The organism is Kitasatospora sp. NPDC059722 (genome assembly GCF_042733235.1).
Taxonomy (GTDB): Bacteria; Actinomycetota; Actinomycetes; order Streptomycetales; family Streptomycetaceae; genus Kitasatospora.
In genome coordinates this window covers 24,149-36,309 of the sequence record NZ_JBHWGD010000061.1, presented here as the reverse complement: position 1 = coordinate 36,309, position 12,161 = coordinate 24,149, and the positions used below count along the sequence as shown (strand labels likewise).

Annotated in this window: 12 protein-coding genes; all 12 read left to right on the top strand. The window is 74.5% G+C overall.

Translation table 11 applies throughout. The features are described 5' to 3' along the window. Window positions 1-7: 7 nt before the first annotated feature. The 12 genes from ACFV4F_RS30895 (at window position 8) to ACFV4F_RS30840 (ending at window position 11,696) form a co-directional block, all read left to right on the top strand. A complete protein-coding gene (locus ACFV4F_RS30895; RefSeq protein WP_380507369.1) occupies window positions 8-1,546 on the top strand; it encodes a phage tail sheath family protein in 1,539 nt (512 codons plus the stop codon). Between the two features lie 60 nt (window positions 1,547-1,606). Further along, a complete protein-coding gene (locus ACFV4F_RS30890) occupies window positions 1,607-2,050 on the top strand; it encodes a phage tail protein (protein WP_380442630.1) in 444 nt (147 codons plus the stop codon). Window positions 2,051-2,060: 10 nt separating this feature from the next. Next, a complete protein-coding gene (locus ACFV4F_RS30885; protein WP_380507366.1) occupies window positions 2,061-2,510 on the top strand; it encodes a hypothetical protein in 450 nt (149 codons plus the stop codon). Beyond that, on the top strand, window positions 2,507-2,665 hold the full coding sequence (locus ACFV4F_RS30880; RefSeq protein WP_380507364.1) for a DUF6760 family protein: 159 nt from the start codon (window positions 2,507-2,509) through the stop codon (window positions 2,663-2,665). The genes ACFV4F_RS30885 and ACFV4F_RS30880 overlap by 4 nt, the downstream gene beginning before the upstream one ends. 1,858 nt (window positions 2,666-4,523) lie before the next feature. Next, entirely contained in the window at window positions 4,524-5,036 is a 513-nt protein-coding gene (locus ACFV4F_RS30875; protein ID WP_380442622.1) for a hypothetical protein, read from the top strand. 13 nt (window positions 5,037-5,049) lie between these two features. Then, on the top strand, window positions 5,050-5,484 hold the full coding sequence (locus tag ACFV4F_RS30870) for a phage tail protein (protein ID WP_380495350.1): 435 nt from the start codon (window positions 5,050-5,052) through the stop codon (window positions 5,482-5,484). 112 nt (window positions 5,485-5,596) lie between these two features. After that, window positions 5,597-6,379 (top strand): LysM peptidoglycan-binding domain-containing protein, encoded by a 783-nt coding sequence (locus ACFV4F_RS30865; RefSeq protein ID WP_380507361.1) that lies wholly within the window; start codon window positions 5,597-5,599, stop codon window positions 6,377-6,379. 2 nt (window positions 6,380-6,381) lie between these two features. Then, entirely contained in the window at window positions 6,382-8,229 is a 1,848-nt protein-coding gene (locus ACFV4F_RS30860; RefSeq protein WP_380495354.1) for a VgrG-related protein, read from the top strand. Window positions 8,230-8,350: 121 nt separating this feature from the next. Then, complete coding sequence (locus ACFV4F_RS30855) at window positions 8,351-8,632, top strand: PAAR domain-containing protein (RefSeq protein ID WP_380442607.1); 282 nt, start codon at window positions 8,351-8,353, stop codon at window positions 8,630-8,632. Between the two features lie 5 nt (window positions 8,633-8,637). Next, a complete protein-coding gene (locus ACFV4F_RS30850) occupies window positions 8,638-9,120 on the top strand; it encodes a GPW/gp25 family protein (protein WP_380507358.1) in 483 nt (160 codons plus the stop codon). Then, window positions 9,120-11,066: a putative baseplate assembly protein gene (locus ACFV4F_RS30845; RefSeq protein ID WP_380442601.1), complete on the top strand. Its 1,947-nt coding sequence runs from the start codon at window positions 9,120-9,122 to the stop codon at window positions 11,064-11,066. The genes ACFV4F_RS30850 and ACFV4F_RS30845 overlap by 1 nt, the downstream gene beginning before the upstream one ends. Window positions 11,067-11,072: 6 nt before the next feature. Then, complete coding sequence (locus ACFV4F_RS30840; protein WP_380442598.1) at window positions 11,073-11,696, top strand: phage tail protein; 624 nt, start codon at window positions 11,073-11,075, stop codon at window positions 11,694-11,696. The last annotated feature ends 465 nt before the right edge of the window (window positions 11,697-12,161 follow it).

Genomic DNA, 12,161 nt, shown 5'->3' with positions numbered 1-12,161 from the left:
CTGAGGGATGCCGTCGTATTTGTCGCCGGGCGTCTACGTCGAAGAGGTCGAGGCGGGTTCGCGTCCGATCGAGGGGGTCGGGACGGCGGTCGCGGCGTTCGTGGGCCTGGCGCCGTGCGGGCCGCCGAACACGCCCACGCTGGTGACCAACTGGAGCCAGTACACCCGGGAGTTCGGGGAGTTCGCCGACGGCTGCTACCTCGCGCACGCGGTCTACGCGTACTTCCTCAACGGCGGCGGTGTCTGCTACGTCGTCCGGGTCGGCGGCGGGAACGCGGCCGCGCCGCCGTCCCCGGGGCCGGTCAAGCGCCGGGGAGGCAAGGCCACGCTCGGCGGGTTCCAGGTCGCCGCGTTGCCGGGTGCGGGCGAGGGGTTGTCGGTCGAGGTCGCGGACGCCGCCGGAGAGTCGCCGGGCGAGGACGCGTTCACGCTGCGGGTCAAGCGCGGCGAGCAGGTCGAGGAGAGCTTCGACGTGTCCGCGAAGCGGGGCCAGCGCACCTACGTGGTGGCGGTGGTCCGGGAGCGTTCGCGGCTGATCGCCGTGGAGGAGGCCGGCGCCCAGGCCGCGGCCCGTCCGGCGAACCAGGAAGTGGCCCTCCCGGCGGCCCCCGCGCAGCCGCAGCCCGTCGGGAGCGCCCCGACGCCCGCCGAGTACGTCGGCAGCGCCGACGACCGCACGGGCCTCGGCGGCCTGGAGGCGGTGGACGAGATCACGATGGTCGCCGTCCCCGACCTGATGAGCGCCTACGAGCAGGGCACGCTGGACGCCGACCAGGTCAAGGCGGTGCAGCACGCGCTGATCGCGCACTGCGAGCTGATGGGCAACCGCGTCGCGATCCTCGACCCCCTGCCCGACCTGACCCCGCAGCAGGTCAAGGAGTGGCGGACGGTCGGCGCCGGCTACGACTCCAAGCACGCTGCCCTGTACTACCCGTGGCTGAAGGTCGCGGACCCGTCCGACGGCCGGCTGCGGTTCGTGCCGCCGAGCGGCGCGATGGCGGGTGTGTGGGCGCGCAACGACGAGAGCCGGGGCGTGCACAAGGCACCCGCGAACGAGGTGGTGCGCGGCGCCGTCGACCTCGCCGTCAACCTGACCAAGGGCGAGCACGACCTGCTCAACCCGATCGGCGTCAACTGCATCCGGGCCTTCCCGGGCCGGGGCATCCGGGTCTGGGGTGCGCGCACCCTCTCCTCCGACCCGAGCTGGCGCTACCTGAACGTGCGCCGGCTCTTCAACTACCTGGAGGAGTCGATCCTGATCGGCACCCAGTGGGTGGTGTTCGAGCCGAACGACGACGCGCTGTGGGCGCGCATCCGGCGGACGATCTCCGCGTTCCTGGTGAACGAGTGGCGCAAGGGCGCGCTGTTCGGCCTCACGCCCGAGGAGGCGTTCTACGTGAAGTGCGACCGGGAGACCAACCCGGCCGAGGGCATCGACGCCGGGCAGGTGATCTGCGAGATCGGCGTCGCGCCGGTGAAGCCCGCCGAATTCGTGGTCTTCCGGCTCTCCCAGTTCTCCGGTGGGACGAGCCTCGTCAACGAGTGAGTACCCGTCGGCGGGTGAGTACTCGTCGACCAGTGAGCAGGGAAAGGCGGTTGGCGCGCGATGGCACTTCCCGACCAGGACAGTTCGGTCGGCCACTCCTTCGGCCTGGAGTTCGACGGCGTGGTGATCAAACAGATCAGCGAGGTGACGGGCCTGAAGATGGAACAGGACGTCATCGAGCTCAAGGCGAACACCGCGGACGGCAAGTACGTGGTCAAGAAGCTCCCCGGCCGCCCGAAGGCGGGCGAGGTCACGCTGACCCGTGGCCTGACCGGCGACAGCAGCTTCGAGAAGTGGATCAAGGACTCCCGCTTCGGCAAGATGGCGCAGGTCAGGAAGGGCGGCGCGATCATCGTCTTCGACTACGAGGGCAACGCGATCAAGCGCTACAACCTCGTCAACGCCTGGCCGAAGAGCCTGGAGATCGGCTCGCTCAAGGCCGGCGACACCAGCGTGCTCACGGAGAAGATCGTCATCACGTACGAATCCATGGACGTGGCTTGAGGCGGCCCTGATGCGACGACAGATGGCCGCCCCGCCCGGGGCGGAACGGGTGGCCGAGCCGGTCGCGTCCGTCGGCGGGCAGCGGGAGCCGATGCGGACCGAGTTCGCGTTCGAGCTGCCGCGCGGGTACCTGGACGACTCCGGACAGGTGCACCGCTCCGGCGTCATGCGGCTCGCGACGGCCCGGGACGAACTGGTGCCGCTGCGGGACGACCGGGTGCGGGAGAACCCCGCGTACCTCTCCGTGGTGCTCCTCGGGCGGGTGGTCACCCGGATCGGGGGCGTCACGGACGTGCACGCGGGCGTGATCGAGGACCTGTTCGCCTCCGACCTGGCGTTCCTCCAGGACTTCTACCGCCGGATCAACGCCGAGGGACACACCCGCGCGCAGGTCACCTGCCCGTCCTGCTCCTGCGACTTCGCGGTCGACCTCGCCGGCGGCCGCCTGGGGGAATCATGACGTACGCGACCGAGCGGTTGTACGAGGAGGTCGCGTACGTCGCCTACCACTTCCACTGGCCGCTGGACTCGATCCTGGACCTGGAACACCCCGAACGGCTGCGCTTCGTCGCACAGATCGGCCGGCTCAACGCCCCGGCCGCGCAGGGACGGTGAGGCGGCGGTGTGGGGGTGGCTGAGGAGGGGGCGGTCCGTCGGCCCTGGGCCGGTGCCGCAGTCGGTGCGGCAATCGGCGGCGCAGGCGGCGGCACGGGGCCCGAGGGGCGACTGGCGCGAGGTGCCGGTGCAGCGGCTCACCTTCGGTGCGCCGGAACTCGTCACGGACCCGGCGGGCTTCCGGGACGGGTTGACGAGCCGGCAGGACCCGTCCTTCCTCGGGCCGCTCGGCCACCTCGTCCACCCGGCGGCGCCGGGCGGGACGGGGGACGGGCTGGTGCGGCCAGCGGGCGGTGCGGGCGGTGCGGGCGGTGCGGGCGCTGTGGCGCGGGAGGCGGGGGCGGAGGCGGCTGGGCCGGATCCGTCGTCGGTGTCGGCTGGGGTGGTCGTGGAGCCGTCGGTCGTGGAGCCGGTGGTTGCGGGGCCGTCGGGCCTGGAGTCGCCGCTCGTGGAGCCGCCGCTCGTGCAGCCCGTGGTTGTGGGGCGGTCGGTCGTGCCGTCATCGGGCGTCGAGCCGTCGATCGTGGAGCCGGTGGTCGTGCCGTCGGCGCCGGGTGCGGCCATGACGGCGGTCGCGCGGTCGGTCGAGCAACTGCCGGTGCGGAAACTGGCGACCGCCGGAGTGCCGGAGCGGCCCCTCGTCGGCGAATCGGCGCCTGAGGCGGCAGTGACGGCAGCGATGGCAGCAACGGAGGCGCCGGCGGTTCCGGCGGTGCCGGTGCAGCGAGTCGAGGAACCGCAGCGGAGGGAGGGCGGACCGTCGACGATGCCGCCTCCCGCCGTGCAGCGGTCGGCGCAGGCGGGACAGCGGGCGGCCGATGCGGTACCCCCGCCGAGCCGCCGCTTGGGCCTCGGCGCACCGCTCGCGTCTCGTCCCGCCGTGCAGCGGGCGGCGGAGGCGGGCGGCTCCGGAACCCTTCCGCCGGTTCGGGCGACTCCGAGTGGCAACCCGGGCCTGCCGCACGTCTCACGGCGGTCGGGCGGGCTCGGTGCGCCGTTGCCGGGTCCGTCGCCGACCGTGCAGCGGGCGGCAGGAGAGGCGCAGCCGGTCGGGGCGCAATGGGAAGACGCCCCGCCGCCGATGGTTGCGGCGGTCGGACCTCCCGGGACCACGGCGTCGGTACGGCCGGACGACGGGCCTGCGCCCGAGCCGGAGTCCCTGCCCGTGGCACCGTTGGTGGGCGAGGTGCCGGTCGTAGCGGCGAACCCGCCGGTGCGGCCGGAGCATTGGTCGGGCGACGTCGCCGTGCCGTCGGCGAGCGGAGCAACGCTGCCGACGGCAGGAATGGTTGGTGGTTCGGGGTCCCGGAATGAGCCGGGTGCGGCGGTCCAACGTTCGGTCGGCCCGGAGGACACGGGACGCGTGGCGCCGCTGGTCGGTGGCTCAACGCCGCAGGTGGTTACTGGAGTTGGCGAGTCGACGTCGGGTGCGGCGGCAGGTCCGGAAAGTGCGGGGTCCGTTGCGCCGCTACTCGGTGGCTCAACGCCGTTGGGAGTCAGCGGAGTTGGCGGTCCGACGTCGGGTGTGCCGGTGCAGCGCTCGGCCGGGCCGGAAGGCGCGGGGCTCGTGGCGCCGACGGTCGGCGACGGGGTGCCGGCGAGTGGCGGGGGTGCGTCCGTGGCGCTCCCGAAGGCCGCCGATGTCGCCGCCGATGTCGCCGCCGGTGGAGCGCACGGATCTCCCCAACTGCCCGTGAAGCCCGTGAGGTTGCAGCGGATGCCGCCCCCGGAGGGTGAGTCCGCCAGTGTCGCCGACTCGGCCGTGATCACCGGGAGCGCACCGAGCATCGGGCTCGTCGGTGAACGTGGGCTGGAGCTTCGTTCGGCTCCCACGCCGCAGGCGGCTCCTCCCGGCGCTGTGACGGCCGAGCCGAGTGCCGTCCCGGTCGTCTGGGCACCGGCCGCCCGCGTCGAGCCGGCCGGCGCCGTTCGCCGAGCGGACCCGTCGACGCCCGTCCAGCGCCGTACCTCCCCACTGCTGCCGTTGCAGGGTCTCGGCGAGAACTACCAGGCTGCGGCGCCGCCCGGACCTCCACCACCGGTCAGGGCTCCCGCCGACCCAGGGACGGTCGCCGTGGCCGCGGGCATCGCCCAGCGGATGCCCGACGGGTCCGTGGTCTTCGCGCCGCCGGCCCCGCAACCGGCCGAGCCGCCGTCACCCGAACCGCCGCCCCCGCCCGTCCAGCGCGCGGAAGCCCACACCACGGCCGCACCCACGGCCGCACCCACAGCTCCACCCCCCGCCCCACCCGAAAGCACCGACGAGCTCGTCCGCCGCCTGATCGACCCCCTGGGCCGCCTGCTCCGGGCCGAGCTCCGGCAGGACCGCGAGCGCGCCGGCCTCCGCTTCGACACCCACCCCTACCACTGAGAGGAGCCCCGCGATGGCCGATGACGACCCGGCGGTGAGCGTGTGCTTCATCGTCGAGATCGACGACTTCAAGCTCGGGACGTTCAACTCCTGCGAGGGGCTGGGCTGCGAGGTGGTGATGGAGCAGCGCGAGGAGGGCGGCAACAACGGGTACGTGTGGCAACTCCCGTCCCGCATCAAGTACTCGACCATCAAGCTGACCCGTCCCGTCACCAAGGACACCGAGAAGGTGACCCGCTGGATCGCGGGCATGGTGTCCGGGGTGACGCGCAAGACCGGCCACATCAGCGCGATGACGGCGGACGGCCGGGTGGTCGCCCGGTGGAGCCTGCTGGACGTGGTGCCGGTGCGCTGGCAGGGGCCGTCGCTGAGCCCGGAGACGCCCAAGGTGGCGACCGAGACGCTGGAGATCGCGCACCACGGCTTCCTCGACCCGGACCGGGCCTGAGGCCACGTCCGACGGCCCGAACGTCCGACGGCCCGATCGTCCGACGGCCCGATCGTCCGACGGCCCGAGAGTCCAACGGCCCGACAGCCCGACGGCCTGAAAGGAGAGCAGCATGCCGTCCTCACCCGTGGTCTTCTCCGCCGGCGCGACCGGCGGGGGTCCGGCCGGTGCCCGGCCGAAGCTGGAGCGGGCGTACCTGGAGCTGCGCCATCCGCCCGCCGACGGCGGCACGACGACGCCCGGACCCCGGATCGACAAGATCGACTTCCAGTTCAACCCCCGGGAGCTCGCTCTCGCCAAGTCCGCGAAGTGGGAGCGCAAGACGTCGAAGGGCGCCCGGAAGGCGGGGCCGGTCGAGTTCAAGGGGGCCGAGCCCAGCAAGCTGTCGCTGGAGATGTTCTTCGACACCACCGATCACCCCTCCGACCGGGTGGTCAAGGCGGTGGAGCAGTTGTTCGCGTGCTGCGTGCCGACGGCCCAGAGTCACGGCAAGCAGCAGGGCGTGCCGCCGTGGGTGATCTTCCACTGGGGCGGGCTGACCGGGTTCCTCGCGTACGTGAGCCAGGTGCAGGCCAAGTACACGCTGTTCACGGCCGGCGGTCTGCCGGTGCGCGCCGTGTGCCAGGTGACCCTGGAGGAGATCAGCGGCGAGCTCCCCGGCCAGAACCCGTCCTCGGGCGCACTCGCCGCCCGCCGTGTGCACCGCGTCGTGGCGGGGGACACCCTGGCCCTGCTGGCGTGGCGCGAGTACGGCGATCCGGCGGCCTGGCGGGCGATCGCCGAGGCGAACGGCATCGACGATCCGATGCGGCTGAACCCCGGCACCGAACTGCTGCTGCCCGGCGCGGAGGAGATCGCGGACGGGAACGGCCCGATGAACCGCGGGGGGCGCTGACCATGGCCGGTGAGGCCTTCGCGAACACGCTCGCCGTCGAGGTCGGCGGGCAGCCGCTCGCCGCTGCCGTCGCCGAGCTCCTCGTCTCCGCCCACGTGGACGGCAGCCGTCACCTGCCGGACCTCTTCGTGCTGCGCTTCCGCGACCCGCACCACCTGGTCCTGGCCAAGGCGGGCCTGACGATCGGCGTGCAGGTGAAGCTGTTCGCGCGGGTCGCCGACGACCCGCAGCGCGAGCTGCTGGTGTCCGGGGAGGTCACCGCGCTGGAGGTGGACGCGGACGCGACGGGCACGTTCACCGTCGTCCGCGGGCTGGACCACTCGCACCGGCTGCTGCGCGGGCGCCGGGTGGTCGGCTACCGGCAGATGACGGCCTCCGACGTCGCGACGGCCGTCGCGCGCCGGGCCGGGCTGCGGCTCGGCACGGTCGACGCGACGACGACCGTCCACCCGCACCTGGCCCAGGCCGGCCTCACCGACTGGGAGTTCCTGGGCCGCCTGGCCGTCCGGTCGGGCCGGGAGGTGGCCGTGGTGGACGGCCGGTTCCACTTCCGCCGTCCGACCCCGGCCGCCGGTGCGCCGGGCACGTCGACGTCCGTCCGGGCCAGCCCGTTCGTCCTGGAACTGGGCCGCAACCTGCTGCGCTGCCACGCGGTCGTCACGTCCGCCGACCAGGTGCGGGAGGTGGAGGCGCGCGGCTGGGACGTGCAGGCCAAGCGCGCGGTGGTCGCGCACGCGCCGGCCGGCGCCAGTGACCTGCTCGCGCTCGGACTGACGCCGGCCCGGGTCGCCGAGCCCTTCGGGGACGCGGCGTTCCTGGCCGTCGACGTCCCGTTCGGGGCGCAGGCCGAGGCGGACCGGGCGGCGCGCTCGCTGGCCGCCGACCTGGCGGCGTCGTTCGCGGAGCTGTCGGCGGTGGCGATGGGCATCCCCCGGCTGCGGGCGGGCAGTGCGGTGACGCTGACGAACGTCGGGACGCCGTTCGAGGGCAAGTACACCGTCACCGCGGTCCGGCACGTGTTCGATCCGGGGGTCGGCTACCAGACATGGATCACCGTGAGCGGCCGCACCGACCGCTCGCTCCTCGGCCTGACGGCGGGCGGGGGCCGGCCCCGGGACCGGGTGGCGGGGCTGGTCAACGCGACGGTGACGGACACCAGGGACCCGGAGCACCAGGGCCGGGTGCGGCTGGCGTTCCCGTGGCTCTCGGACGACTACGTCAGCGACTGGGCCCGGACGGCGCAGTCCGGCGGCAAGGGCGGGGGCGGGGTGTTCGGCCCGGAGGTGGGGGACGAGGTGCTGGTCGGCTTCGAGCAGGGCCTGGTGGACCGGCCGTACGTGATCGGCGGGCTGTACAACGGCGAGGACCGGCCGTCCCGGCACGACGTGGAGGCGGTGGACGGGACGAGCGGCGCCGTCAACCGTCGCTCGCTGGTGTCGCGCAGCGGCAACCGGCTGGAGCTCCTGGACGCCGCCGCCGGTCCGAAGGGCGTCCGGCTGTCCACCGGGGACGGCAAGGTGACGCTGCACCTGGACGGGAAGGCGACGTCCGTGGTCGTGCACAGCGACGGCACGGTGGAGATCGAGGCCAAGGAGAAGGTGACCGTCAAGGCCGCGCAGGGCGTCAGCGTCGACGCCGGGCAGGGGAAGCTCGAACTCGCCGGGGACTCCGTACGGGTGACGGCCCGCTCGGGGGTCCAACTGGACGGCGGCGCGGGCGCGGTGAAGCTGCAGACGCAGGGGCAGGTCGACGTCAGGGGCGCGACCGTCGGCGTGTCCGGGACGGCGAGCACCGAGATCAAGGGCGGCGCGACCTGCTCGATCAGTGCCGCCCTCATCAAGATCAACTGACCTCCGATGACCGACCTCCGATGACCGACCTCCAATGACTGACCTCCAACGACTGACCTCCAATGACTGACCTCCAATGACCGACCTCCGATGAACGAGGACGAGCGAAGGAGCACCACCGATGCCACCTGCCGCCAGGGTCGGGGACCCGACCGGGCACCCCGGCGTGCTCGCCCCGCCCGGGATCCCCACCGTTCTCATCGGCGGGCAGCCCGCGGCCGTCGTCGGCACGCCGCACGTGTGCTCCTTCCCGCCGCCCGCCGTCCACCCGCCGAGCGCCGTCGCCCCGCCGTGCTGCCCCACCGTCCTGATCGGCGGCCTGCCCGCGGCCCGCGCGGGCGACCTCGCGGCCTGCGGCGCGCCGATCGTCGGTGGCTGCCCGACCGTGCTGATCGGCGGGTGAGGGTGATGGGACGTCGGTTCATCGGTGTGGGATGGGCCTTCCCGGTCCGCACCGACCCGACCGGGTCGATCGCGCTGGTCGCCCAGGAGCGCGAGGTCGAGGAGAGCATCCGTCTGATCCTCTCCACCGCGCCGGGCGAGCGGCCGATGCGCCCGCTGTTCGGCTGCGCCATCCACGACCACGTCTTCGCGCCCGCCGACAGCGCCACCGCAGGTCTGATCGCCTACGAGGTGCGGCTGTCGCTGGAGCGGTGGGAGCCGCGGATCGACCTCGTGGACGTGGTCGTCGGCTTCGACGCGGTCGACTCCGGCGCGCTCTGGATCGACGTCCGCTACGCGCTGCGCGGCACCAACGACCCGCGCAACCTCGTCTTCCCGTTCTACGTCATCCCCGCGCACGGCCCCGACGGCCCTGACGGCCCTGACGGCCCCGACGGCGCCGACAGCGCCGACGCTCCCGACCGCCCCGACCACCCGGGGAGCCCCTGATGCCCCTGCCGCAGCCCAACCTGGACGACCGCCGCTTCCAGGACCTCGTCGACGAGGCCAAGCGGCTCGTCCAGCAGCGCTGCCCGGAGTGGAGCGACCACAACGTCTCCGACCCGGGCGTGACGCTGATCGAGACCTTCGCCCACATGGTCGACCAGCTGATCTACCGGCTCAACCGGGTGCCCGACAAGAACCACCTGGCCTTCCTCGACCTGATCGGGGTCCGCCTGCTCCCGCCGGCCGCCGCCCGGACGGAGGTCACCTTCTGGCTCTCCGCGCCGCAGGAGCGGACCGTCCCGGTGCGGGCCGGAGCGGAGGTGGCCACCGTGCGGACCGCGACCGAGGAGGCCGTGGTCTTCTCCACGGTCCGCGAACTCGCCATCCTCCCCTGCGCGTTGACGCACCTCGCGACCGCCTCCCAGGGCGCCCCGGTGGACCGCGACGCCGACCTCGCCGACGGCCGCGGCGTCGCGTGCTTCGCCGCCGTCCCGGTGCCCGGCGACGTCCTGCTCTTCGGCCTCTCGCAGGCCGTGCCGCACTGCCTCGTGGCGCTGCGCCTGGAGTTCCCGGTCAGCGGGCACGGCATCAACCCCGACCACCCGCCGCTCGCCTGGGAGGCCTGGACCGGCGACGGCTGGGCGGGCTGCGCCGTCCAGCGGGACACCACCGGCGGCTTCAACCGGCCCGGCGACGTCATCCTCCGGCTGCCGCCCGACCACGCCGCCTCGGTGGAGGCCCGTCACCGGGCCGGCTGGCTGCGCTGCCGGATCACCGCGCCGGTCCCCGGCCGCCCGTCCTACTCCGCGACGCCGGTGCTGATCTCCGCCGAGGCGTTCACGGTCGGCGGCACCACGACCGCCGTCCACGCGGAGCGCGTCGAGGGCGAGGCCCTCGGCCGCTCCGACGGGCTGCCGGGCCAGACCTTCATCCTCGCCCGCCCGCCCGTGGTCGCCGGCGGCGAGCCGGTCACCGTCGAGACCACCGGCACCGACGGGACGCAGGAGTGGCAGGAGGTGGAGGACTTCGCCCGCTCGACCTCCGAGGACCGCCACTTCCGGCTCGACCGCAGCACCGGCGAGATCGCCTTCGGCCCGGCCGTGCGCGAACCCGACGGCACGCTCCGCCGGTACGGCGCGGTGCCGCCCGAGGGCACGGCGGTCCGGGTCCGCGCGTACGCCACCGGCGGCGGGCGCCGCGGCAACGTCGCCCGCGGCGCGCTGGCCGTGCTGCGCACCTCCGTCCCGTACGTGGCCCGGGTGGAGAACGCGCGGGCGGCGGAGGGCGGCGTCGACGGCGAGGACGTCGCGGGTGCCCGGCTGCGCGGCCCGATCGTGCTGCGCACGCGCCGCCGGGCCGTCACCGCCGAGGACTACGAGGAGCTGGCGCGCGAGGCCGCGCCCGCCGTCGGCCGGGTGCGCTGCGTCGCCACCGAGACCGGGCCGGACGCCGGCGGGGTGCGGGTGCTGCTCGTGCCGAACGCCGAGGACGACGGCGAGGGCCGCCTGGCCTTCGCCCAACTCGCCTGCTCGCAGGAGTTGTTGGAGCAGGTCACCGGCTACCTGGACGAACGCAGGCTGCTCGGCGCGCGGCTGCTGGTGGAGCCGCCGCACTACCAGGGCGTCACGGTCGTCGCCGCGCTGAGGGCCAGGCCGCGCAGCACGCCGGGCGCCGTGCAGCGGGCCGCGCTGGCCGCGCTCCACCGCCACCTCCACCCGCTCACCGGCGGGCCGGACGGCACCGGCTGGCCGTTCGGCCGCCCGCTGCACGCCGGCGAGGTCTTCGCCGTGCTGCAGCGGGTGCCAGGCGTCGAACTGGTCGAGAGCGTCCGGTTGTTCCCGGCCGACCCGGAACACGGCCACCGCGGCGAGGCCACCGACCGGATCCACCTCGCCCCGCACGCCCTGGTGTTCTCGTACGAGCACCAGGTCCGCGTCGCGGCGGAATGAGGACGGATGCCGACCCGGTCGCACGGACGCGGTCCCGTCCCGGACCTGCCCAGCCGCCACCCGCTCGGGGCGCAGCTTCCCGGCGTCTACGCCGACGACGGGGACGGCGCGGGGGAGAACCTGTTCCTCCAGCGCTTCACGGGCGCGCTGGACGAGGTGCTCGCGCCGGTGCTGTGCACGCTGGACAACCTGGCCGCGTACTTCGACCCCCGGCTCGCGCCGCCGGACTTCCTCGCCTACCTGGCGCAATGGGTCGGCGCGCCGACCGGGCCGGACCTCCCGCCGGAGCGGCGGCGCGCCGCCGTCGTCCACGCGGCGGCGCTGCACGCGGTGCGCGGGACGCGGGCGGGGCTGGCCGCACAGCTGCGGCTGGTGTTCGGGGTGGAGCCGGAGATCGACGAGAGCGGCGGGGCCCGGTGGTCGGCCCGGCCGGACGCGGCGCTGCCGGGGGAGGCCGCGCCCCGGCTGGTGGTGCGGCTGCGGGTGCCGGACCCGGCGGTCGTGGACCTGCGGGCGGTGCGGGAGCTGGTGGCCGCCAACCGGCCGGCGCACGTGCCGTTCACGGTCGAGGTGGTGGCGGCGCGGCCCGGGAGGGCCGAGGAGGAGGACGGGCACCATGACGACGTGTGAGCACTGCGGTCAGCCCTGCGCGCGGGGCGAGGACTTCTGCGGCGCGTGCGGGGCGTACCTGTCGTGGGAGGAGGAGCCACGGGAGACGGCCTCTGCACCTGCTCCTTCGCCTCCCGCTTCCGGGCCCGCGCCAGCCGTCCTGCCCCGCCCGTCCGGGCCTGCCCCTGCCGTCCCGCCCCGCCCGTCCGGGCCTCCGTCCGCACCGCCTGGGGTTCCGGCCGCTCGACCGGAACCCGCCGCCGGGGCCGAGGCGCCGGTACCGGCATCGACACCGGCGAAACCTCGCCCGAAGCCCCGCCCGAAAGCCCACCCGAGGCCCGAGCCGAGCCCCGAGCCGAAAGCCCGGCCGCACGCCGTTCAGCCGAAGGCCGTCCAGCCGGGCGAGGAGTCCGCGCCCCCGCCGCCGCGCCCCGCCCCGGGGCGGGGCGCGCTGCGGGGCGGAGAGGCCCCCCCCGAGGGCGAGAG

Coding starts and splice junctions, on each gene's coding strand:
- ACFV4F_RS30860 (WP_380495354.1), top strand. CDS start 6,382: ATGGCCGGTGAGGCCTTCGCGAACACGCTCGCCGTCGAGGTCGGCGGG.
- ACFV4F_RS30885 (WP_380507366.1), top strand. CDS start 2,061: ATGCGACGACAGATGGCCGCCCCGCCCGGGGCGGAACGGGTGGCCGAG.
- ACFV4F_RS30855 (WP_380442607.1), top strand. CDS start 8,351: ATGCCACCTGCCGCCAGGGTCGGGGACCCGACCGGGCACCCCGGCGTG.
- ACFV4F_RS30845 (WP_380442601.1), top strand. CDS start 9,120: ATGCCCCTGCCGCAGCCCAACCTGGACGACCGCCGCTTCCAGGACCTC.
- ACFV4F_RS30895 (WP_380507369.1), top strand. CDS start 8: ATGCCGTCGTATTTGTCGCCGGGCGTCTACGTCGAAGAGGTCGAGGCG.
- ACFV4F_RS30890 (WP_380442630.1), top strand. CDS start 1,607: ATGGCACTTCCCGACCAGGACAGTTCGGTCGGCCACTCCTTCGGCCTG.
- ACFV4F_RS30870 (WP_380495350.1), top strand. CDS start 5,050: ATGGCCGATGACGACCCGGCGGTGAGCGTGTGCTTCATCGTCGAGATC.
- ACFV4F_RS30840 (WP_380442598.1), top strand. CDS start 11,073: ATGCCGACCCGGTCGCACGGACGCGGTCCCGTCCCGGACCTGCCCAGC.
- ACFV4F_RS30880 (WP_380507364.1), top strand. CDS start 2,507: ATGACGTACGCGACCGAGCGGTTGTACGAGGAGGTCGCGTACGTCGCC.
- ACFV4F_RS30850 (WP_380507358.1), top strand. CDS start 8,638: ATGGGACGTCGGTTCATCGGTGTGGGATGGGCCTTCCCGGTCCGCACC.
- ACFV4F_RS30865 (WP_380507361.1), top strand. CDS start 5,597: ATGCCGTCCTCACCCGTGGTCTTCTCCGCCGGCGCGACCGGCGGGGGT.